The organism is Phytoactinopolyspora halophila (genome assembly GCF_003287285.1).
GTDB classification, from domain to species: Bacteria; Actinomycetota; Actinomycetes; order Jiangellales; family Jiangellaceae; genus Phytoactinopolyspora_A; species Phytoactinopolyspora_A halophila.
On the sequence record NZ_QMIG01000001.1, the window covers coordinates 317,705 to 340,409 of the forward strand.

The 22,705-nt window shown below is 66.9% G+C and carries 20 protein-coding genes; 8 read left to right on the forward strand and 12 right to left on the reverse strand.

The genetic code is table 11. The annotated features are described in order from the left end of the window. Nucleotides 1–37: 37 nt before the first annotated feature. From cydC to DPM12_RS01445, 4 genes are read right to left on the reverse strand one after another with little or no spacing between them, the layout of a single operon-like run. Entirely contained in the window at nucleotides 38–1,858 is a 1,821-nt protein-coding gene (cydC, locus tag DPM12_RS23505; protein ID WP_211658196.1) for a thiol reductant ABC exporter subunit CydC, read from the reverse strand. After that, nucleotides 1,858–3,678 carry a thiol reductant ABC exporter subunit CydD gene (gene cydD, locus DPM12_RS23510; protein ID WP_211658198.1) on the reverse strand — a complete coding sequence of 607 codons (1,821 nt, stop codon included), beginning with the start codon at nucleotides 3,676–3,678 and terminating at the stop codon, nucleotides 1,858–1,860. The genes cydC and cydD overlap by 1 nt, the downstream gene beginning before the upstream one ends. After that, nucleotides 3,630–4,589 (reverse strand): cytochrome d ubiquinol oxidase subunit II, encoded by a 960-nt coding sequence (locus DPM12_RS01440; protein ID WP_112256471.1) that lies wholly within the window; start codon nucleotides 4,587–4,589, stop codon nucleotides 3,630–3,632. The genes cydD and DPM12_RS01440 overlap by 49 nt, the downstream gene beginning before the upstream one ends. 3 nt (nucleotides 4,590–4,592) lie before the next feature. Further along, a complete protein-coding gene (locus DPM12_RS01445) occupies nucleotides 4,593–5,957 on the reverse strand; it encodes a cytochrome ubiquinol oxidase subunit I (RefSeq protein WP_112256472.1) in 1,365 nt (454 codons plus the stop codon). An 86-nt stretch (nucleotides 5,958–6,043) separates the two neighbouring features. On the opposite strand from DPM12_RS01445, the gene DPM12_RS01450 reads away from it, so the two are divergent. Beyond that, nucleotides 6,044–6,373: a PadR family transcriptional regulator gene (locus DPM12_RS01450; RefSeq protein ID WP_112256473.1), complete on the forward strand. Its 330-nt coding sequence runs from the start codon at nucleotides 6,044–6,046 to the stop codon at nucleotides 6,371–6,373. Here DPM12_RS01450 and DPM12_RS22745 read toward each other — a convergent pair. Beyond that, on the reverse strand, nucleotides 6,296–7,009 hold the full coding sequence (locus DPM12_RS22745) for a permease prefix domain 1-containing protein (RefSeq protein ID WP_123788362.1): 714 nt from the start codon (nucleotides 7,007–7,009) through the stop codon (nucleotides 6,296–6,298). The two genes, DPM12_RS01450 and DPM12_RS22745, sit on opposite strands and share 78 nt — an antisense overlap. 264 nt (nucleotides 7,010–7,273) lie before the next feature. Here DPM12_RS22745 and DPM12_RS01460 point away from each other — a divergent pair, with 264 nt between their 5' ends. From DPM12_RS01460 to DPM12_RS01465, 3 genes are all read left to right on the forward strand, one after another. Next, complete coding sequence (locus DPM12_RS01460) at nucleotides 7,274–11,074, forward strand: multifunctional oxoglutarate decarboxylase/oxoglutarate dehydrogenase thiamine pyrophosphate-binding subunit/dihydrolipoyllysine-residue succinyltransferase subunit (RefSeq protein WP_112256475.1); 3,801 nt, start codon at nucleotides 7,274–7,276, stop codon at nucleotides 11,072–11,074. A gap of 196 nt (nucleotides 11,075–11,270) precedes the next feature. Further along, entirely contained in the window at nucleotides 11,271–11,444 is a 174-nt protein-coding gene (locus DPM12_RS23385) for a DUF6104 family protein (protein ID WP_164465274.1), read from the forward strand. A gap of 79 nt (nucleotides 11,445–11,523) precedes the next feature. Continuing rightward, nucleotides 11,524–12,156 (forward strand): DUF459 domain-containing protein, encoded by a 633-nt coding sequence (locus DPM12_RS01465; protein WP_112256476.1) that lies wholly within the window; start codon nucleotides 11,524–11,526, stop codon nucleotides 12,154–12,156. A 42-nt stretch (nucleotides 12,157–12,198) separates the two neighbouring features. On the opposite strand, the gene DPM12_RS01470 is transcribed toward DPM12_RS01465, so the two are convergent. The 6 genes from DPM12_RS01470 to DPM12_RS01495 form a co-directional block, all read right to left on the reverse strand. After that, nucleotides 12,199–13,164 carry a zinc-binding dehydrogenase gene (locus tag DPM12_RS01470; RefSeq protein ID WP_112256677.1) on the reverse strand — a complete coding sequence of 322 codons (966 nt, stop codon included), beginning with the start codon at nucleotides 13,162–13,164 and terminating at the stop codon, nucleotides 12,199–12,201. A gap of 21 nt (nucleotides 13,165–13,185) precedes the next feature. Beyond that, entirely contained in the window at nucleotides 13,186–13,977 is a 792-nt protein-coding gene (locus tag DPM12_RS01475; protein WP_112256477.1) for an RNA polymerase sigma factor SigF, read from the reverse strand. Continuing rightward, nucleotides 13,974–14,360 (reverse strand): ATP-binding protein, encoded by a 387-nt coding sequence (locus tag DPM12_RS01480; protein WP_112256478.1) that lies wholly within the window; start codon nucleotides 14,358–14,360, stop codon nucleotides 13,974–13,976. Before DPM12_RS01480 ends, DPM12_RS01475 begins: the two co-directional genes overlap by 4 nt. 75 nt (nucleotides 14,361–14,435) lie before the next feature. After that, complete coding sequence (locus DPM12_RS01485; RefSeq protein WP_112256479.1) at nucleotides 14,436–15,191, reverse strand: amino acid ABC transporter ATP-binding protein; 756 nt, start codon at nucleotides 15,189–15,191, stop codon at nucleotides 14,436–14,438. Continuing rightward, entirely contained in the window at nucleotides 15,191–15,937 is a 747-nt protein-coding gene (locus DPM12_RS01490; RefSeq protein WP_112256480.1) for an amino acid ABC transporter permease, read from the reverse strand. The genes DPM12_RS01485 and DPM12_RS01490 overlap by 1 nt, the downstream gene beginning before the upstream one ends. 55 nt (nucleotides 15,938–15,992) lie before the next feature. Continuing rightward, a complete protein-coding gene (locus tag DPM12_RS01495; protein WP_158542658.1) occupies nucleotides 15,993–16,853 on the reverse strand; it encodes a basic amino acid ABC transporter substrate-binding protein in 861 nt (286 codons plus the stop codon). Nucleotides 16,854–17,255: 402 nt separating this feature from the next. On the opposite strand from DPM12_RS01495, the gene DPM12_RS01500 reads away from it, so the two are divergent. From DPM12_RS01500 to DPM12_RS01510, 3 genes are all read left to right on the forward strand, one after another. Next, a complete protein-coding gene (locus tag DPM12_RS01500; RefSeq protein ID WP_112256482.1) occupies nucleotides 17,256–18,494 on the forward strand; it encodes an NAD(P)-dependent malic enzyme in 1,239 nt (412 codons plus the stop codon). Nucleotides 18,495–18,548: 54 nt separating this feature from the next. Continuing rightward, nucleotides 18,549–19,469, forward strand: a complete 921-nt coding sequence (locus DPM12_RS01505; RefSeq protein WP_112256483.1) for a diacylglycerol/lipid kinase family protein — start codon at nucleotides 18,549–18,551, stop codon at nucleotides 19,467–19,469. 395 nt (nucleotides 19,470–19,864) lie between these two features. Further along, nucleotides 19,865–20,116 carry a WhiB family transcriptional regulator gene (locus DPM12_RS01510; protein WP_112256484.1) on the forward strand — a complete coding sequence of 84 codons (252 nt, stop codon included), beginning with the start codon at nucleotides 19,865–19,867 and terminating at the stop codon, nucleotides 20,114–20,116. A 32-nt stretch (nucleotides 20,117–20,148) separates the two neighbouring features. Here DPM12_RS01510 and DPM12_RS01515 read toward each other — a convergent pair whose 3' ends face one another. After that, on the reverse strand, nucleotides 20,149–21,615 hold the full coding sequence (locus tag DPM12_RS01515) for a sensor histidine kinase (protein WP_112256485.1): 1,467 nt from the start codon (nucleotides 21,613–21,615) through the stop codon (nucleotides 20,149–20,151). Nucleotides 21,616–21,780: 165 nt separating this feature from the next. On the opposite strand from DPM12_RS01515, the gene DPM12_RS01520 reads away from it, so the two are divergent. After that, entirely contained in the window at nucleotides 21,781–22,701 is a 921-nt protein-coding gene (locus DPM12_RS01520) for a DUF2785 domain-containing protein (RefSeq protein WP_211658202.1), read from the forward strand. Nucleotides 22,702–22,705: the final 4 nt, after the last annotated feature.

Sequence of the window (22,705 nt, forward strand, 5' to 3'; positions counted from 1 at the left end):
CCGCTGATCATGAACAGTAAGCGACTACATAGAGCGACTAGTGTTCATGATCAGCGGGATGGTCGGGGGATCGGGCCCACCAGAGGTCGCGATACGGCCCCGGCACGCGAACCAGGGAATCGTGCCGGCCGCGCTGCGCGATCCTGCCGGCATCCAGCACGATCACCTCGTCGAACTCCGCCAACCCGGCCAGGCGGTGCGTGATGAGCAAGACCGATCGCCCCCGCGTCTGGGTAAGGACGTCGGCGAGGACGTCATCCGCCGTGGTCTCGTCGAGCCCTTCGGTCGGTTCGTCGAGCACGAGCACCGCGGGGTCGGCCAGCAGGGCACGGGCCAGCACCAAGCGTTGCCGCTGACCACCGGAAAGCTGCGCTCCAGACTCTCCGACCACCGTATCCAGGCCGCGGGGCAAGCCATCGACCCATTCGAGCAACCGAACCGACGCGAGCGTATCCCGGAGCCGCTCGTCGGTGGCCCCCGGATCGGCCAGCCACAGGTTCTCCCGGATGCTCGTGTGGAACAGGTGCGCATCCTGCGTCACGCCGGTCACCAGTGCCCGCACGTCGTCGCTGGAATACTCACCGGCCGGATGGCCGTCCACCAGGATCGACCCGGCGTCCGGCTCGACGAAACGCATCAGCGCGGCCAGCAATGTGCTCTTGCCGGATCCGCTGACCCCAACGACGGCGATGCGGTTCCCCGGCGTCAGCCGCACGTCAACCCCGTCGAGCGCGGGGGCGCGGCCGGCGGTGTATCGCACCGACAGCCCCCGCACGTCGATCGTCGCGTCCCGTGCCGGCGCCGGCAGCGGCGCACGCGGCTCGGCTACCGGAGGGGGCGCGTCCAGCACCGAGAGCACCCGCGCGGCGGCGGCCCGGGATTCCTCGAAGTGCCGGACGGCCGGGACGAGAGACACGATCGGTTCGAAAGAGACGAGGGTCACCAGGGCGAGCACCGGGACCATCACCGGCGCGAGCTGGCCCGACGCGGCCGCGCCCAGCGCCACGGCGGTGACGCCGACGGCCGTGCCGCCCTGGACCAGCATCGCCAACGCACCCGCTCCGGCCGTCGCGGCCGTCGCCCGCCGCTCGATCCGCGCGAGCTCGCGCCCCGCGTCGTCAGCGGCGGCCAGTGCCTCCGCCGACGCGCCGAAGACGGCCAGATCGGCACTGCCGTGCAGGACGTCGACGTTCCGCGCGGCCAGCTCCGCGCGGGCCGGTGCCAGTTGCCTTGCTGCCCTGCGATTGGCCGCAGCCGCGAGTGCCGGTACGACGATTCCCGCCACCAGCATGCCCAGCGCCAGCACCGCACCTGCACCGGGGAGCACCACCACGCCGAAGACGACCGCCACCGTCCCCACGACGGCTGCCGTCAACGCGGGGATCAGTACGCGGACGACAAAGTCCTGAACCGCCTCGACATCCGCGACCATTCGGCTGAGCAGGTCCGAACTGCGATATGCCGAAACACCTGACGGGGCCAGGGGCACGAGTGCCTCATAGACCCGCGCCCGCATCGTCGCAAGCGCCCGCAAGGCGGCGTCATGGCTGGCCAGGCGCTCGCCATAGCGGAACAGGCCGCGTGCCAACGCGAAACCGCGGACGGCAACGATGGCCAGCGACAACGCTGCCAACGGTGGCTGTTCCGAAGCCCGGGCGATCAGCCACGCTGCCGTACCCATGAGCCCGATGGCCGCGAGCTCGGCGATGACACTCGCGCTCGCCGCGAGCATCAACCTCCCGACGTGTGCGCGCACCATGCCGAGCAGGCGTCGCACCGGATTGCGACCGGCATCGGTGCGTCCCGCCATCGCTGCTGTCGCGGGCGCGGCCGCCGCGGATCTGGTCGGGGCCGACATCAGTGCATCACCGCAGGCTGCGCGGAGCCCGGCCCCGGGCCGTCGATCATGTACCCGTGTTCGAGACGCAGCACGCGGTCGGCACCGGTGACCATGGCCGGCCGGTGCGCGACGACCAGGACGGTGCGCCCGGCCATCAGCCGTTCCGCTGCGGCAACAACCACCGATTCGCTCCCGGCGTCGAGCCCGGCGGTGGGCTCGTCGAGCACGAGCAGCGGGGCGTCCCGCACGAATGCCCGGGCCAGCGCGATCCGCTGGCGCTGCCCGGCTGACAGCCCGACACCACGCTCTCCGAGCTGCGTCTCGTAGCGTCGTGGCAGCTCGTCGATGAAGCCATCGGCGTGGGCCAGCGCGGCGGCCCGCTCGACGTCGGCGTCGCTGGCCGACGGGCAGCCGAGCCGGATGTTGTCCGCGACAGTGCGCGCGAACAGGTGCGGACGCTGCGGTACCCACGCGAGCTGTTCGCGCCATTGCTCGGGATCGACGGTCGGCAGTTCAGCCGGGCCGTACAGCTCGGCCGGGCCGTCCGGCGTGGATACGAGCACCCGGCCCGAGTCCGGCCGCACCAAACCGAGGACAACTCCGAGCAGGGTGCTCTTGCCCGCACCGCTGGGCCCGACGAGCGCCACCCGCTCACCCGGCGCGAGCGTCAACGAGGCCCGGTCGAGAGCCGGTGTCTCCCGGCCCGGGTAGTGCACCGACACCTCGTCGAGCTCGATGACCCACCCCGCCCCGCTCCGCTGATCATGAACACCTATCGACCTATCTGGTCCATTAGTGTTCATGATCAGCGGAGCGGGGCGGGCGGCAAGGGGTGTCGGGGCCTGATCGAGAACGCCGAAGACACGCTGGGCCACTTCGAGCCCTTCCGTGCTCGCGTGAAACTGCGCCCCGAGCGATCGCAACGGGAAATACGCCTCGGGAGCCAGGAGCAGCACGACCAGCGCTGTGCGCAGGTCGAGTTCGCCACCCAGCAACCGCAATCCAACGGGTACGGCGACGAGCGCCACGGACAGCGTGGCGACGAGCTCCAGCACGAGCGCCGACAGGAACGCCACGCGCAAGGTACGCATCGTCGCCCGGCGATGCTCGTCTGCCGCGTCGCGTACCGCCCGCGCCTGCGCTCTCGCCCGGCCGAAGGCGCGCAACGTCGGCAGCCCCGCGACGAGATCGAGGAACCGTCCGCCCAGCCGTTCGAGCGCCTGCCACTGCCGCGACGTCGCACGCCTGGTTTGCAGGCCGACGAGCACGCCGAAGACGGGGATCAAGGGCAATGTCAGGCAGATGATCAACGCGGAGGCGAGATCGGTGGTGAGCAGATAGGTCACCACCGCCAGCGGCACCACGGCCGCGTTGAAGAGCTGGGGGACGTAGCCGGTGAAGTACGGATCCAGCGCATCCAGGCCGCGGCCGAGCGTCGTGGTGATCCCCCCGCTGTGCTGCCCGGACAGCCACCCCGGTCCGAGCTGCTGGGCGTGTGCGAGGGCCTCTCGCCGCAGTCTGGACTTCACTGCTGCCGCGGCGCGCTGCGCCACGATCTGCCCGGCCCAGGACAACGCCGCTCGTGCCGCCAGGATCCCACCCAACATCACCAACGGACCGCTGAGCGCGCCGACTGCGGGTTGGTCACGTACCCCTGTCGCCAGGATCTCGGCCAGCACCTCGGCCTGGCTGATGATGAGGACGGCACTGGTCGCCGCCAGCGCCGCGAGCGCGGCGCAGACGATGGGAGCGGACGGGAGGCTGGCGAGCAGCCGGCGAGCGAGAGCGTTCAGTAGAACACCGCCGATCTCGTGCCGATCCGATGCCGGAACGTCCACCACATCCACGCTTGCGCAGCGAGCAGGACGGGAACGACCGGCAGCACGACGACGGCCAGGAGTTCAAGCGTGCGCGCGTCGGCGATGCCGTCAAGCAACCGCGGCGCCGTCGCGATACCTACGGCCACGACGAGTCCCGCCGCGACCACGGCGCTGCACGCGTAGGTGACGGCGTACCGTTCCGCACGCAGCCACCGTCCGGCCGCGAGCGTTCCGCCCACCATCAGACTCCACACCACGGCGGCTGCACCCCACCGATCCACGGGGACGCCAGCCAGCGGCGTCGCGAGCGCGACACCGAGTAGCGACACCAGGACCGGCACGGTGCCACGGCGGGCTGTCCGGGCGGCGCGTGCCTGCCGGTCGCGAGGCATCCGCAGGGCGGTGAAGACGGCACCGTGCCAGGTGAACGCTGCCACCACAGTGACTCCCCACAGCAACGAATACGGCGATACCAGTGTCCCAAGCCCTGGCCGCGTTCCGTACGGCACCCCCTGGACGACGTTGCCGAGGAGCAGGCCCCAGGCGAACGCGAGGGCCACGCTGGCCAGGACGATCACCGTGTCCCACCGCGCGCGCCACCCGGATGCCCGGCGACGGCTACGCAACCAGACACCCGCATCGCGCGACATCCACGCGGCGATCACCACGATGACGATCGGGTAGTAGGCATTGAACAGGTCCTTCTCCAGTGCCGGAAACACCCCGATCAGGAGGCCGATACCGGCTACCAGCCACACTTCGCTGCCGAGCAGGAAGGGACCGAGCGCGGTCAGGGCGAGCCGCCGATCGTCCGGAGTTCTCCAGGTCCATCGCAGGGCGGCACCCAGGCCGAGGTTGGCCCCGTCCAGAACGAACCAGCCACCGATCATCAGGCCCAGCAGGCCGAGCCACACGACATCCAACGTCATCCGTCACGTCCTTTCGATGTTCGACAGTGGCTGGGCCGTCCGGGCCTCGTTGCTGCCTGGAACGTGTTGGCTGGCCGCGCTGTCGCTTCGCCTCTCCCCGGCGAATGCCACGCCCGGCACATCCAGGTCGTGCCCGCCCAGGTCGGAGCCGAGAACCACGTGCCGCGGCCCGCGCCGCGCAAGCCGGGCGATCACCCACCAGTCAATCGCGGCCAACGCCGCGACGGCGCCGCCGAACAACACCAGGCTGATCGTCATTCGTGTCACGCCATGAGGCGCGACCGCGTCGTCCACGCGCAGCTCCCCGTAGACCATCCACGGTTGGCGGCCGACCTCGCGGAGCAACCATCCGCAGATCACGGCGATCACCGGAAGCGGGATCGTCCAGACGTAGAAGCGGTGCCAGGCCCGCCGGAACCAGGCTGGACGCGCCCGATCGAAGGCGTTCTTGATCAACAACACCAGCAGGCCGATGAACAGGAACGAGTAGAGGTGCCCGATCCACTCCATGACCGGCCACACGAACGACACCCACTCCGGTGGCGTCCAGTTTCCAGGGCCGTGTACTGCTTCCATCTCGGCCTGGACGTCCGCTCGCTCGGCAGCACTCGCTCCAAATGCCAGGAGCTTGCCCTCGGTCATGTAGGCGAACTGCGCGAAACCCATGATCACGGTGGACCAGACGGCGACGACGCCGGCCACGACGGCAAGGCGCACGGAGCGGCGGAAAAAGTCCACATCCGGCGTGCCACGGAGGAAGTGCCAAGCGCTGACACCGAGGATCAACACGCAACCGGTCAGGATGGACGCCGGCGCGATATGCAGGAGCGCACCGATTGCCTGCTCGTTGCTGAGCAGCGCTCCGATGTCGTCGATCCGCGCGACGCCGTCCTCGACGACATGACCGGCCGGTTCTTGCAGGAAGCCGTTGGCCACCATGACCCAGTACGCCGACAGGTAGGCCGTGAGCGTCACCAACCAGAAGAGCACGGTGTGCACCCACCGATTGAGGCGATGCCACCCGAAGATCCACATACCGAGGAACGTGGACTCCAGAAAGAACGCGACCAGGGTCTCTATGGCGAGTGGAGCACCGAAGACGTCACCGGCGAATTCCATGAGCCCGGTCCAGTGCAGGCCGAACTGGAACTCCATGACGAGTCCGGACACGATCCCGATCGCGTAGTTGATCACGTAGAGCTGGCCCCAGAACCTGGTCATCTGCTCGTGCACGGCCTTGCCCGTGATCGCCCAGCGAGTCTGCATGATGGCGATCAACGGGGTCAGGCCGAGCGTGATCACCACGAACAGGAAATGAAGGGTGGCCGTGAGCGCGAACTGGAGGCGCGCCACGTCAACTGCAGCCATATCGACCTCGACGAGATAGTCCAATCCATCTATGAGATGACAGGCTACATATAGACAGCCTATGTATTCAAGATAGACTTCCCCGTATGAAAGCCGATACGGTCCGTGGTCACCTCGACGGCATGATCCTCGCGGTCGTTCAGGACGAGCCGCTCCACGGCTATGGCATCGCCGAAGCCCTGCGGGCGCAGAGCGACGGCGCACTCGACCTGCCGACCGGAACGCTCTACCCGGCGCTGCGCAGGCTCGAGCGACTGGGATACCTGCGAAGTTCGTGGAGCACCGTGGATGGGCGAAAGCGACGCACCTACGAACTCACCCGGTCCGGCCAGGCAGAGCTATCCGCGCGGCAAGAGGACTGGCAGGAGGTCAGCCGCGTCATCGGCACGATCCTCCGGACGCGAACCGCTACGTGACGTCAAACGCAAGCACTGCAACGCCAGCCACGCGCCTCCCACCGTGGCGGACAGCCACAGCACGCCGATGGCGACCTGCGCTAGTTCGAGCCGGTGAAGTCCGTCCACGGGCGTGAAGACGGTCAACATGACGCTGGCGACGTTCCAGATGCCAAGGAACACCAACACTCCGGCAGCCAGCACCCGGACCACACGACGCGTCGAAAGGATTCGACCACCTCGTCCGAGAAGGTACGCCGACGTGACGAGCATGATGGTGGCCAACACGCTGAACACATCGACGAGATGCGCCCCGACGTCGTAGGCGGCAGTCGGCTCCGGCGACCCTTGCCGAGCGGCCGCGGCCTGCCAGGTCTGCTGTGTCAAGATCCAGGTGACGACACCGAAGACGACGAGAAGGAGGGCCATTTGACGCGCCACGGCTGCGGCCAGTTCAGTGCGCAGCCCCGCGGCGACGAGTTCCGGCGGGCCGAACTCCCGTACCGCCTGCTCCTCGGCGTCCCGCAATGAGCTCCCACGTTCGCGATGAGCACGGACCGCGTCATCCAGGCCGTCCCGGACCTCTCGCAGCATGCCGGCCCGGCCGGGGACGCGCGGCAACGCCCTGCGTACCATTCCGATGTACGGCTCGATCACCGCTGCCTACACCTCTTCGACCGCTCGTACCGACTCAGCCGAGTCTAAGTCACAGTGAACACCACCTGTGCACTTTGGTCACGGCTCACGCGGGCGTCTGGGGGCGGAATCAGGGATGTCCCCTACGGAGCCGGTGCCGGGATGCTGACCTCCCGGTCTCGTGGTAGAACAGTGACCTAGACCACAACGGCCGCCATGCAAGCACGTCATACGCCCTACTAATCTGTATGGGAGCAGCGGCGGACTCTGTAGCGAAAGAAGGCGATCGCGACCGTGGCCCCAACCGGCCCGCAAGCGGGTTTCGGACCGAACGAGTGGCTCGTCGAGGAGATGTACGCGAGCTGGCTCGAGGATCCTTCCAGTGTCGATCCGCAATGGGCTGAGTACTTCAGGACTCACGCCGAGCAGTCCGACGCCCGCACCAGGACAACCACCGATACCGCTAGCCAGTCCCCCGCGAGGACTACCGTGACATCTCAGACGTCCACATCTCAGGCACAGTCCCAGTCGGCGTCCCGATCGGCGTCCGAGTCCGGCTCTCGGCCGGCGTCCGGATCGACGGCCCAGTCGAGCACATCCACGTCAGCGCAGCCCTCCGGCCAGACCGCTTCGCGGGCGGCGTCGAAGACCTCATCGCCGTCTCCCGCTGAGTCGCGGCAGGCGCCGACCGCGTCCGGCGCACATCCCGACGGCGCCCCCGAGACGTCAGAACCCACCGAGGAGCGAGTTCCGCTTCGTGGCGCGCCCGCACGCACGGCGACGAACATGGAGGCCAGCCTCGACGTCCCGACGGCGACGAGCGTGCGTGCCGTGCCCGCCAAGCTGCTGGTGGACAACCGCATCGTGATCAACAATCACCTCGCGCGGTCTCGTGGCGGGAAGGTCTCGTTCACCCACGTCATCGGTTTCGCCCTGGTGAAGGCGCTGAAGCAGCTGCCGGAGATGAACTACTCCTACGGCGAGACCGACGACGGCAAGCCTGCACTGGTCAAGCCGGCTCACGTGAATCTCGGCCTGGCCATAGACATGCAGAAGTCCGACGGCACCAGGCAACTGCTGGTGCCCAGCATCAAGAAGGCCGAGACACTCAACTTCGCCGAGTTCTGGGCGGCCTACGAGGATCTGATCCGTCGCGCCCGGGACGGCAAGCTCGGCATCGACGACTTCACCGGCACCACGATCAGCCTCACCAATCCCGGAACCATCGGGACGGTGCATTCCGTGCCACGGCTGATGAAGGGGCAAGGCACCATCATCGGCGTGGGCGCCATGGAATATCCCGCGGAGTATCAAGGTGCCGCACCGGAAACGCTGGCCCGGATTGGCGTTTCCAAGATCATGACACTCACCAGCACCTACGACCACCGCGTCATTCAAGGCGCGCAGAGCGGCGAGTTCCTGCGCCTCGTGCACCAGCTGCTCCTGGGAGAGCACGAGTTCTATGACGAGATCTTCCGGGCGCTGCAAATCCCGTACGAGCCGATCCGGTGGGCGACCGACGTCACCACCGACCACGCCGACGAGGTCAGCAAGCAGGCCCGGGTGCTCGAGCTGATCCACGCCTACCGGGTGCGTGGCCATCTCATGGCCGCCACCGATCCGCTGGAGTACAAGCAGCGGACCCATCCGGACCTCGACATCACCACTCACGGGCTCACCCTGTGGGACCTCGACCGCGAGTTCGCCACCGGCTCGTTCGGCGGCAACAAGCGGTTCATGCTGTTGCGCGACATCCTGGGTGTCCTGCGCAATGCCTACTGCCGCACCGTGGGCATCGAGTACATGCACATCCAGGAACCCGAGCAACGCCGGTGGATCCAGGAACGGGTAGAGAAGCCCCTGGACCTCACCCCGCGCGAGGACCAGCTACGCATCCTGCTCAAGCTCAACCAGGCCGAGGCGTTCGAGTCGTTCCTGCAGACCAAGTACGTCGGCCAGAAGCGGTTCTCGCTGGAAGGGGGCGAGTCGCTGATACCGATCCTGGACGAGGTCGTGGGCGCCGCCGCCGAGGCCGGACTCGACGAGGCGACCATCGGCATGGCCCACCGCGGGCGGTTGAACGTGCTGGCCAACATCGTCGGCAAAAGCTACTCGCAGATCTTCGGCGAGTTCCAGGGGAATATCAACCCGCGCAGCGTGCAGGGCTCCGGCGACGTCAAGTACCACCTCGGTGCCGACGGCGAGTACACGGCACTGGACGGATCGAAGATCAAGGTCTCGCTCAGCGCGAACCCCAGTCACCTCGAGGCCGTCAACCCGGTTCTCGAAGGCATCGCGCGGGCCAAGCAGGACATCCTCGACCAAGGGGAAGTCTTTCCCGTGCTGCCAATCCTCGTTCACGGCGACGCCGCCTTCGCCGGGCAGGGAGTCGTGGCCGAGACGCTCAACCTCTCCCAGCTACGTGGATACCGCACCGGCGGGACGGTGCACGTGGTCGTCAACAACCAGGTCGGGTACACCACGTCGCCGGAGCAGGGGCGTTCGTCGATGTACTCCACCGATGTCGCCCGCATGGTCCAAGCGCCGATCTTCCACGTCAACGGCGACGACCCCGAGGCGTGCGCGCGCGTGGCGCGGCTGGCGTTCGAATTCCGGCAGGCCTTCAAGAAGGACGTCGTCATCGACATGGTCTGCTACCGGCTCCGCGGGCACAACGAGGGCGACGACCCCAGCTACACCCAGCCGTTGATGTACGACCTCATCAAGAACAAGCGGCCGGTGCGCAAGCTCTACACCGAAGCGCTGGTGGGTCGCGGAGACATCACCGTCGAAGAGGCCGAACAGGCACTGGCGGACTACCAGCAGCAGCTGGAACGGGTCTTCGCCGAAACCCGCAAGGCCGAGATAGCCGCGGCTGCGAGGGTGCCGAGTTACCCGGACAAGCCCGAGCCGGAAGGCGAGATCACCACGGCGGTCAGCTCGGAGGTCCTCAAGCAGATCGCCGATGCTCACGTCAACGTGCCCGACTCCTTCACGGTGCACCCCAAGGTACTGCCCCAGTTGCAGCGGCGTGCCAGCGTGTTGACCGAAGGAGGGGTCGACTGGGCGACGGCCGAGATCGCCGCATTCGGTTCGCTCCTGCTCGACGGCCGCCCGGTCCGCCTGGCCGGGCAGGACAGCCGGCGCGGAACGTTCGTCCAGCGCTTCGCCGCCGTCGTCGATCGCCACGCCGGCGGATCCTGGGTCCCACTGCAACATCTGGACGAGAACCAGGCGAAGTTCTATGCCTATGACTCCTTGCTCTCGGAATTCGCGGCCATAGGCTTCGAATACGGCTACTCCGTCGCCCGGCCGGAAGCACTCGTGCTCTGGGAAGCGCAGTTCGGCGACTTCGTCAACGGCGGACAGGTCATCATCGACGAGTTCCTCACGTCCGGTGAGGCCAAGTGGGGCCAGCGTTCCGGGCTCGTGCTGCTGCTTCCGCACGGATACGAGGGCCAGGGCCCGGACCACTCGTCGGCGCGCATGGAGCGGTTCCTGCTCCTCGCGGCCGAGGACGCCTTCCGCGTGGCGCAACCCTCGACACCGGCGTCGTACTTCCACTTGCTGCGGCTGCACACGCTGGGTGCGCACCACCGCCCCCTGGTCGTGTTCACTCCCAAGTCGATGCTGCGCAGCAAGCGTGCCGTCTCCGAGCCGGACGATTTCACCGGTTCGTCGTCGTTCCGCCCAGTGCTCGGCGACCCGGGCCACATCGAGCCGGCGAAGGTGGAGCGGGTCCTGCTGTGTAGTGGCAAGATCGCCTGGGAGTTGCTGGGCTCCAGGGAGAAGCGCGAGGACGAACGCACCGCCATCGTGCGTGTCGAACAGCTCTACCCCCTGCCCGCCGAGCAGATCGCCGCGGAACTGTCGGCTTTCCCGTCGCTGAGGGAAGTTCGCTGGGTGCAAGACGAGCCCGAGAACATGGGCCCGTGGCCGTTCCTGGCGTTAAACCTCCCCGGAAGGCTTCCGGCCGGGCTGACATTGACGCACGTCACCCGGCCAGCGAGCACGTCGCCGGCGGTCGGCTCGCCCACGCGGCACAACGAAGAGCAGGACGAGCTGCACGACGCGGCGTTCAGCTGAGCATCAACCATCAGGCTGAACCTCGACGACGTTCGGATGCCCCGGAATGCTCGACGTGGCTGCTGCCCCGTACAGTCACCGCGCGGGGGAACCTCGTACCATGCGTGCATGCGGCTGTGCAGATGCACGGCCGCGGTTCATGTGGTGGTACCAGGGTGACCATTGATCGGCTCAGATCTTCCGTCAGGAGCTGGACGTGTACTTCACCGACCGAGGAATCGAAGAACTGGAGCACCGCCGAGGTGACGATCAAGTCAGCCTCGGCTGGATCGCCGAGCAGTTTCGTGACTTCGTCGACGAGAACCCAGAGCACGAGACCGCGGTCGAACGCCTAGCTACGTGGCTGGCTCGCCTTGACGACGAGGAGTGATCGAACATCGTGCGGGTTCCGGCCCGGCCATCCCGCAGGGTGAACGGCGCAGTGGCGTGATCCGTGTCAGGATGGCGTCGTGCGAGATGTGAGGGTGTGCGCGTTCGGTGACTCCTTCGTCGCCGGTATCGGTGATCCCAAGGCGCTGGGGTGGGTCGGCCGGGTCGCCGCCCGGACTCCCCCTTCCACCGGTGTCGACCTCACGATGTATCCGCTCGGTGTCCGGCGCCAGACCACCGAGGAAGTCGTGTTGCGAATACCGATGGAGTGCGCCCCGCGCTTCACCCACGGCGACGAGCACCGCATCGTCGTCGCCACGGGAGTCAGCGACGCCCGTATGGAGATCGAACCTGAACGTTCCGCGGCAGCACTCGATTTCGGACTCGCCGCCACCGACGCCCAGGCCCTCGTGGTGGGGCCACCTCCGGTCGGTGACGAGCCGCTGCAGCAGCGTATCCAGGTACTGGATGATGCGTTCGCCACCCTCTGCCAGGAGCGACAGGTCTCCTACATCTCCACGTATCGGGCACTCGCTCGTCGCAAGACGTGGCACGAAGCCCGGGCCGACGACGGCATTCACCCGAACCAGTCCGGCTACGGCATCCTTGCCTACGTCCTGCTGAACGAGGGCTGGTACGAATGGCTGGGCGTCGAACCGCCGAAGACGCCGGTCAAGCGGCGCCATACCACGAGTTCGACACCGCAGCAGTGAAAACTCCTCGGGGCCATCCCGTGCGCCACGGTGAGTGCTGCCTCAGACGGTGAAGACGACCTTTCCGAAGACATCCCCGCTGGCCATTGCCGCGACCCCCTCGCTGGCCTGCGCGAGCGGCACCGTGCGGTCCACCACGGGGCGCACGCCGGCTCGGTCGCAGAAGGCCAGCAGGCGAGCGAGCTCGTCTCGCGTGCCCATGGTCGATCCGAGGATGCGAAGCTGGAGGAAGAACACGCGGTTGAGCTCCGTCTCACCCGTCCAGCCCGATGTCGCACCCGCGATCACGACGGTTCCCCCGGGCCGCACCGCACGCAGCGAATGCTTCCAGGTCGCGGCGCCGACCGTCTCGATGACGGCGTCCACGCGCTCCGGCAGCCGCTGACCGCTCTCGAAGACCTGCGCCGCCCCGAGGTCCAGCGTCTGCTCGGCGCGGGCGGGATCGCGGGAGGTGACCCAGACTCGCGCTCCGGCTGCCGAGGCCAACCGGATGGCCGCCGTGGCCACGCCACCACCGGCTCCCTGCACCAGAACCGTCTGTCCTGGCGTCACCTGTGCCTGGGTGAACAGCATCCGGTACGCGGTCAGCCACGCCGTCGGCAGGCAGGCCGCCTCGACGAACGAGAGGCCGCTCGGTTTCGGCACGAGGTTGTGCTTCGGCACCGCGACCCTCTCCGCGAACGTACCGGGATAGCGCTCGGACAGCAGCGAGCGGCCGGGATCGAGCGTCTCGTCGCCGCGCCAGCCCGGATCGGACATCACCGCATGAATGACGACCTCGTTACCCTCCTGGTCCACCCCGGAGGCGTCGGTACCGAGGATCATGGGTAACTGTTCCGAGCGCAGGCCCACACCACGCAACGACCACACGTCATGATGGTTCAGCGAGGTCGCCCGCACATCGACGACGGCCCAGCCGTCCGGCACATCCGGTTCTGGTCGCTGACCCGAGCCGAGCCCGGCCACGGGATTGTCGGCGTCGAACCTCTCGGCGTAGATGGCGAACATGTCCCGCACCCTACCCGTCGTTCAGTACGACGCGGGATCCGCCAAGAAGGCTTCGCGCAACTGTGCCAGCGACTTCGACAGCAGGCGGGACACGTGCATCTGTGAGATTCCCACCTCATTGGCGATCTGTGACTGCGTCATGCCCCGGAAGAAGCGGAGCACGACGATCTGGCGCTCGCGGTCGGGAAGCATGGCCAGGACACGCGTGATCGCCTCGCGGTTCTCGACGCCCTCCAACGCCTCGTCCTCGTGGCCGATGGCCTCCAGCGGGGAGACGGCGAACTCGGCATACGGATCGGGCGTGTCCAACGAGACCGCGCTGTATGCGGTGGCGGATTCCAGCGCCTCGACTACCGAGTCTTCGCTGACATGCAGCGCCTCGGCGAGCTCGGCCACCGTCGGGGAGCGGCCGAGCTCGTGTGTCAGATCGGTCGTGGCACTGCTCACCGACAGCCGGAGTTCCTGCAGCCGGCGCGGAACGCGGACGGCCCACCCCTTGTCCCGGAACCATCGTTTGATCTCGCCGACGATGGTCGGTGTGGCGTAGGTGGAGAATTCCACACCTCGCTCGGGATCGTATCGGTCGATCGATTTGATGAGACCGATGGTCGCCACCTGCACGAGGTCTTCGAACGGTTCACCACGTCCCGCGAAGCGGCGAGCCATGTGCTCGGCGAGCGGAAGATGCAGTGTCGCGAGCCGGTTGCGGGTCTCGACCCGCCGGGGATCGCCCGGTTCCAGAGTCGCCAGCTGATTCAGCAGCTCGCGGCTTTCGTCCTTGTCGACAGCGATCTGCTCCACCGAGAGATTCACTCCCGCTTCTTGCGCAGTGTGATCGCTACCCGGCCGTCACCGGCCGACGATGAGACCTCGCCAGCCAGTGCGGACAGCACCGTCCACGAAAAGCTCTCTTCCGCCGGCAACTCGGCACGAGCGGCCTCAACGCCGACGTTCACCTCAAGCGCGTCCGGGTGCAGCGCGAATCGGCAATGGAGGTTGGCGCCGGGCACCGCGATTGGCAGCAATATGGCACACGCTTCGTCGACCGCGATGCGAAGATCCTCGATGTCGTCGAGGGTGAGCCCGAGCCGGGCGCCCAGCCCGGCAGACGTCGTACGCAAAACGGCAAGATAGGCGCTCGACGCGGGTACACTCAGCTCGACGAGATCGCCGTTCGCGGCATACGAATCGCTCACCTGGCCTCCTGACGAGAGATCACTCGCCGCTAGCCTGTCATATTCACGTTATGCCACAACTGACCGGTGCCGTACTCACAACACCTCGGCCAGGTAATTCTGCAACCGCTCGGTGCGTGGATGATCGAACATCTCGCTTGGTGAGCCCGCCTCGACGATCGCACCAGCATCCATGAATATCACGCGGTCTGCCACCTCCCGGGCGAAACCCATCTCGTGCGTCACGACCATCATCGTCATGCCGGCTTCGGCCAGATCGGTCATCACTCTCAGCACGCCCTTGATCAATTCTGGATCGAGCGCCGACGTGACCTCGTCGAACAGCATCACCTCCGGGTCCATCGCCAGCGCTCGCGCAATGGCGACCCGTTGCTGCTGGCCACCGGAGAGCTGCGCGGGACGGCTGCCGGCCTTGTCGGCGAGCCCGACCTGCGCCAGGCTCTTGCGGGCAACCTCCCCGGCGTCCTCCTTGGACATCCCCCGCACCCGGCGCAACGCCAGGGTCACGTTGCGTAGTGCCGTCATGTGGGGAAAGAGGTTGAACTGCTGGAACACCATACCGACCCGGCTACGCACCGTGTTGATATCAACCTTGCGGCCGGTAATGTCGATGCCGTCGATCTCCACGGAGCCCGAGGTGGGCACCTCCAGCAGGTTGACGCAGCGCAGCATCGTCGACTTGCCCGACCCCGACGGGCCGATCACGCAGACCACCTCGCCGGCCCGGATCTCCAGGTCGATACCGGTGAGTACATCGAAATGCCCGAAGGTCTTGGACAGCCCCTTCAGCGCCACCCTGGGCACGGCGTCAGCAGTATCCGTCGCGTTCATCACGAGACCTCCGCCGTCGTCGGCAGCTCTTTCGCTGCCACTGGCCGCCCTTCCCGCATCCGGGTGTCCATGTAGTTCACGATGCGGGTGAGCGGGATAGTAATCGCGAGATAGAAGAGCCCCGCGGCGATGAGACCGGACATGTTCCCCGTCTGGGTCGCCGTCTGCTGTCCGATCCGGAACAGATCCCGCTCGCCCAGCGTCAGCCCCAGGATGAACACGAGGCTGGAATCCTTGGTCAGTGCGATGAACTCGTTGGTCAGCGGCGGCAGCACCCGCCGGAACCCCTGCGGCACGACGACCAGCCAGAGCGCTTCCAGCCGGCTCATCCCGAGACTTCGTGCCGCCTCCATCTGTCCCTTGTCGACGCTCTGGATCCCGGCCCGCAAGATCTCGGTCACGTACGCCGTCGCGATGATCCCCAAGGCGAGCGTGGCGTAAGCGATCACCTCGCGCCCGAACGGCCGGAACCCGGCCGCCGGTAAGCCGAACCCGACGAGGAAGATCACGAGAATGGCGGGCAGGCCCCGGAACAGATCGACGAAGATTCGCGACGGGAGCCGCACCCACCACCGCTGGGAGACTCCGATCATCGCCAGGACCGTGCCAGCCACCAACCCGATGAGCATCCCCCCGACGGAGATGATCAAGGTGATCAGCAGCCCCTCGGTGAACAGGACAGGCAGCGTGTCAACGATGATCTCTACGTTGAACAGGAGATCGCCGAGGCGCTCTAATCGATCCACGAGTCACTCCAGACGCCGACGTTTCGATCACTCTCACGCACTGTCGCCGGAACCACTACGAACGGAAGGATTCCGGCGGCTGCTGCCCGTCGAACCACTCGGCATAGATCTCCTCGTAGGTGCCATCGGCGATGATGGCCTCCAGCTGCTCGTTGATAGCGGAGCGCATCGCCTCGTCGTCCGGCTGGACGGCGATACCGTACCTCTCTCCGGTGTCCACCTCTTCGGCGATCTCCAGGACGTCACTGCCTTCGACCTGGCTCTCGGCCGCAGGCAGGTCGGCGAACACCGCATCGACGCCTTCGGTCTCCAGAGCAGTGAATGCCGCCGGATAGGTCGGGAAGTCCCGCACCGTCGAATCCGTGAAGTTCTCCTGCGCGTACGCCTCGCCTGTAGTGCCGGCTTGCACGCCGACGTCGGCGTCTGCCAGGTCAGCCACGCCGCTGATGTCCGAGTCGGTCCGGACGACCACGGACTGGATCGATTCGAAGTACGGGTCGCTGAAGTCGACCGTCTGCTGCCGGTCCTCGGTGATGGTGATACCCGAGATGATCGCGTCGAAGTCGCCCGCCGCCAGCTGGGTGAAGATGGTATCGAATGGGGTGTCCACCCATTCGACCTCCACGCCGAGCCGGTCGGCGATCTCCTCCATGAGGTCGACGTCGAATCCGACGATCTCGTCGTCCTCGACCATCTCGAACGGCGGGAAGTCGATGTCGGAGCCGACCCGCAGTGTGCCCTCCTCCATCAGCTCGAGCTCGGCACTCGAACCGTCGTCCGATGTGCCGTCGTCCGATGTGCCGTCGTCGGATGTGGCGGTGTCGTCGCCGGTGTCGTCAGCGTCATCGCCACATGCCGTCATCGCGAGTGCGAGCGCCGCACATGCGGCGAAAACCCGATAGTTTCGAATTCTCATGTCATTCTCCTTCGTCGTCCGGTCGGGACGGGTCCTTCGGAGCAGTTGAACGTCGGTCGACCCGACAATACTCGTTGGTAGTGGGGAGAAATCCTGCCACCGTCGTGGCGCACGCGGGTCATCGTCCGGCCACGATCGCGTAAAGAAGTACGACGTGCCATCACCAGCATGTCCGTGCCGCCGGATCCCGCGGCGACAGATACTGGTGGATCTTCCCAAACCCGTGTCGCCGGCCACGCGGCACGTGGCACAATGCCCGTTTGCGGGTGATCCCCGTCGGCCGCTTCCCGGCGACGCTTCCGATCGCCGCCGCGTCATCACGCAGTGCGGTGTTCACGTCATGTCCGGTTGTGCTACGCACTCTTGCCATCTATCCCACCACGTCCCTTTGGGGTCACCATCATGGTTGCCGAGATCGTTCCACAACGCCGCAGCGCCGAATCGCCTGCCGAGCCGTCGGCAGAGTCGCCGGCTCGATCGCTGGCTCGCCGTGCGATCGACGCGCATGACGGCGGGAAACTCGAAGTCCGATCCACCGTCCCGGTACGCGACGCCGCCGACCTCGCCCTCGCCTACACTCCCGGCGTCGCTCACGTGTGCTCGACGATCGCCGACGCGCCCGAACGCGCACGCGAGCTGACGTGGAAGGGAAACACCGTCGCCGTCGTCACTGACGGCTCTGCGGTCCTGGGCCTCGGCGACATCGGCCCACAAGCCGCCCTACCCGTGATGGAAGGCAAGGCCCTGCTCTTCAAGGAGTTCGCCGGGGTAGACGCCGTTCCCATCTGCCTCGACTGCCGGGATGTCGACGAGCTCGTCGACACCATTGCCCGGCTCGCTCCCGGCTTCGGCGGCATCAACCTGGAAGACATCTCGGCGCCACGCTGTTTCGAGGTCGAACGCCGGTTGAAGGAGCGGCTCGACATCCCGGTGTTCCACGACGACCAGCACGGTACCGCCATCGTCGTCGCCGCAGCCCTGATCAACGCCGCGGTGCTGACCGATCGCAAGCTGGCCGACACGCGCGTCGTCATCTCCGGCGCCGGTGCTGCGGGCGTGGCGGTCACGAAGATCCTGCAGACGATGGGGGTCACCGACATCGTCGTCCTCGACCGGCACGGGGCCGTGCACCCGGACCGCGGCGACCTTTCCACCGCGAAGCGCGAGCTGGCCACTGCGAGCAACCCGGCCGGACGGCGCGGCACCGTCGATGATGTCCTGCCAGGCAGCGACGTGTTCATCGGCGTATCCGGCGGGACGATTCCCGAGAGCGCGGTGGCCAGCATGGCACCGGATCCGATCGTCTTTGCCCTCGCCAATCCGGATCCGGAAATTCCGCCCGCGGTGGCCCGCCGGCATGCGGCGGTCGTGGCGACCGGTCGCAGCGATCACGCCAATCAGATCAACAACGTCCTCGCGTTTCCCGGCATCTTCCGGGGAGCCCTGGACGTGCGGGCGACGCACATCTCCGAAGGAATGAAGCGCGCATCGGCGGAGGCCCTCGCCGGCATCGTTGGGTCCGATCTCGCACCGGAGTACATCATCCCCGACCCGTTCGACCAGCGTGTGGCGCCGTCGGTCGCGGCAGCGGTAGCCGAGACTGCCCAGGCGGAGGGCATGGTAGCCGCGCGCACGCCCTGAGGTCCCACCCACCGCGCGCTCCGCTGGACGGCACCCTGCCTTAAGCTGGCCGGCATGCGCGCTCTCGCCGTGGTCAATCCCAACGCGACCACTACGTCCGGGCGCACACGAGACGTCCTGTTCACGGCGCTGCGCCACGATCTCGCCCTCGAGGTCGCCGAGACCACCCATCGTGGCCATGCCACCGAGCTCGGCCGGAAGGCGCGAGACAACGAGGTCAATCTCGTCATCGCGGTCGGAGGCGACGGGACGGTCAACGAGTTAATCAACGGCGTGCTGCACGACGGGCCCGGCCCCGGCGTTCCGCACCTCGGCATCGTGCCGGGTGGCAGCGCCAACGTGCTCGCCCGCAACCTCGGCATTCCGGGCGATCCCGTCGAGGCGACCGGCTTGCTCCTCAACGCCGTCCGGGAGCACCGGCGACATCCGTTCAACCTCGGGCGGCTCGATGATCGGTACTTCGCCTTCGCCGCCGGCATGGGTCTCGACGCCGATGTCGTCCGGACCGTGGAACACGCCCGGGAGAACGGGCGGCGGGCCACCCCCACCCTGTACGCCCGTACAGCCGTCGCCCGCTACCTTCGCCAGCTGCGCCACACCCGCCCGGACATCACGGTAGTGCCTGGCAGCGGCACGCCCGTGACGGGCCTCGCCGTCGCCATCATCACCAACTGCTCGCCGTGGACGTACCTCGCTGACCTCCCCCTGCGGCCCACCCCGCACGCGGAGTTCAGCCATGGTCTCGACCTTTTCGGTCTCACCCGGCTGGCTCCCGCGTCGGCATTGTGGGCCGTAGCTCAGATGACGACCCGGCACGGGCCACGCGGGCGCCAAGTCGTATCGCTGCACGATCAATCGGATCTCGTGCTGCGCACGCAAACGCCACTGCCCGTTCAGGTGGACGGCGACTACCTCGGCGAGCGGGAACAGGTGACCGTCACCTCATTCCGGGAGGCCCTACACCTCGTTTATTGACGGCTCGTTTATTGAGGGCTCGCATGGTGGCGGCCTACATACTCACGGCCCTGCTCCACGAGGAGCTCTCGGTGACATCTCGTCACACACAGTCCGAAATGCCTGGTGTAGACCACTTCATGTGCTTATTGTGACGGACACTACATGAAACTCGATGAGACGGAATGCACAAAGCCCTTGTACACGGATCACGAACTTGCCACCCTTGTTACTGCCGCGTGGTTAGCAGGATGCCCTGCCGGGCCCTCGATGGCCACGAAGGCAGGACTGGCGGCCTTCCCTCGACATGCCTCGCGAGTCGCGGGTCGCCGACAGTTCGTGAACGAATTCACGTAAGCAGACCGCACCGCCAGAAATCCTGGGCGGTGCCATAATAACGAGGAGCTGTGAGACACATGGACTGGCGCCACCGTGCCGCCTGTCGCGACGAGGACCCCGAGCTGTTCTTCCCCATCGGAAATACCGGGCCCGCGTTGCTCCAGATCGAAGAAGCAAAGGCTGTCTGCCGCCGGTGCGAGGTTCGCGAAGAGTGCCTGCGCTGGGCTCTGGAGAGTGGACAGGACGCCGGCGTATGGGGCGGGCTCTCGGAGGATGAACGCCGCGCCCTGAAGCGACGCAACGCGCGTGCTCGGGCTCGGGCTTACTGATCCGATCTCTGCCATCGACCGGCCACCGGAACCTATGTTCCGGCCAATGGCAGGTCCAGCGATACGCGCGTACCACCCCCGGGGCGTTCACTCGTCGTGATCGCTCCCCCGAGTTCACCGATCACCAACGTCCGCACGATTTGCAAGCCAAGATGGCTCGAATCCTCAGGGTCGAAATCCGGCGGAAGGCCAGCCCCGTCATCCTCGATGACGACAGACAGCTCGCCTTCCCGCCGGGTCGCCCCGAGTTCGACCACACCACGCCGCTCGCCCAGCCCGTGCTCCACCGCGTTCTGCAGGAGTTCGGTGAGCGCCATCGCCAACGGAGTCGCGATACTCGCGGGCAGCACTCCGAAGTGTCCGGTGCGCTTGCTGCGCACGGAAGGCTCGGCGGCCGCCACTTCTCCCACCATGGCCAGCAGGCGATCGGCGACATCGTCGAACTCCACGGTGTCGTCGACGGTTTGCGACAGTGTCTCGTGCACGACCGCGATCGTTCCCACGCGGCGCACGGCCTCGTTCAGCGCCGCCCGTCCTTCTGACAGGCCGATCCGGCGGGACTGAAGCCGCAACAGCGCCGCGACCGTCTGGAGATTGTTCTTCACCCGGTGGTGAATCTCGCGAATGGTCGCATCCTTCGTGAGCAGTTCACGTTCTCGCCGGCGTACTTCCGTCACATCGCGGCACAGGACCAGCGCGCCCAGATGGCGACCGTTCGGGTCGAGCGGAATCGTGCGCACGGTCATGACCGTGCCGTTACCTTCGACCTCCGTCCGGACGTGACGCCGTCCGGAGAGGACCACGTCGAGCGACTCGTCGCGCGCCTCCTCGCGACGCGCCAGTGCCGCGGTGGCCCTGCCCAGATGCTGTCCCACGAGGTCAGCTGACAGACCCAGCCGGCGATAAGCGGATGTCGCGTTGGGGCTCGCATACCGGATGATGCCCTCGGCGTCTAGACGCATCATCCCGTCGCCCACGCGCGGGGCACCCCTGCGCCCCATGTCCGTAGCGCGCGCCCTGGGAAACCGGCCGTCTACCACCAGACGTGCCAGCTCGCCCGCGCATTCGAGATACGCCAGCTCGAGCCGGCTCGGCGTTCGCACGGAGACGAGGTTCGTGTGCCGGCCGATCACCGCGATAAGCCGGCTGCGGTGCCGAACCGGAATCGCCTCTACCCGCACCGGAACGTCGTCCCACCATTCCGGATCTCCCTCGCGCTTGATCACACCCTCGGCATAGGCGGCGTCGACCAGAGGACGGCGCCCCTTGGCGAGGAACGTGCCCACCAGGTCCTCGACATAGGCCGTAGGTCCCGTGGTGGGGCGCATCTGGGCAGCTGCCCAGTACCCGGTTCCCGCCTGATCCGGCACCCAGAGCACGAGGTCGGCAAACGACAGGTCCGCGATCAACTGCCAGTCGGCCACCAGCGAGTGCAGCCAGTTCAGGTCCGCATCGGTCAGATCGGTGTAACGGTGGACGACATCGTTCAACGACGGCACGCCTCGACACTACCCCGAGAAAAGCGTCGGGACCGTGTCGCGTCGTCGCGCGTCACATCCCTACCACGGAGCGAGAGCGGGAAAGCCTCACCCGGAATTCCCGTTATCGATCTGAAGCCTTCCTCCTCTCGTCACAGAGCGGGTCGATCTGCCAGGATTGCGTCTGTGCGGAGGTCGTCGTACTGGGAACGCGTTGTCGCCGATGGCTACCGCGTACCCCAGGGCGAGGCACTCGACGAGCTCACCACTGAGCTCGTCTCCATGCTCGGTGAGCGCGATCCTCACGTACGTGACGGGATCGCATATTCGGTGTTGCAGACGTGGATCTCCGAAGGCGTCTATGACCATCTACTCGCCGGGCTCGGAGAGGGTCTCGCCTACGGGCTACGCGACAGCGTCGGCGAGCAAGACGACAGTTCGGTGCTGCGCCGCTCGTATTCGGCGATCACGCTGGCAGCCGTCGTCGCCAGGGACAACCTCATCCACACTGTCTCGCCTACCGTCGTCCTGACATGGGCGGATTACGCGGTGGCGTGGTTCCTCGCGGAGAAAGATCTGCGCGGCTGGGTACCCGAACTCGGCTGGGTACATGCCATCACTCACGGCGCCGACCTCCTGGCCACGTTGACCGCCTCCCGCCATCTGGGCACCGACGAGCTCACCGTCTTGCTGGACGTGATCGCGGAACGGCTGCTCAGCCCGACGGAGCAGCGGTTCGGCGGATATGAGGACGAGCGCCTCGCGTTCGCCACGATGTCGCTGCTGCATCGCGATCTCGTACCCACCGAGACGCTCGAGTCGTGGCTGGAGCGGCTGACCCCGGAAGCCGATACCTCGGAGGCGCCGAGCGCTCCCGAGCCGGCCAACCGGGTCAACATCATGAACTACCTGAAGGCGCTTCACCTGCAGCTGCTACTCGGTGTACACGGAACACCCACGCAAGACATCTCTGGCTCGGTACAGACCGCTCCGTCCGTGCGTACGGATCTATTGATCGCCCTGCAGAACACGTTGCGTTCCAGCTCCCCGTGGCTGTACCGGCAGACGGCCCCAACGCCGCCGCCACCGCCACCACCATCGAACTGAACGC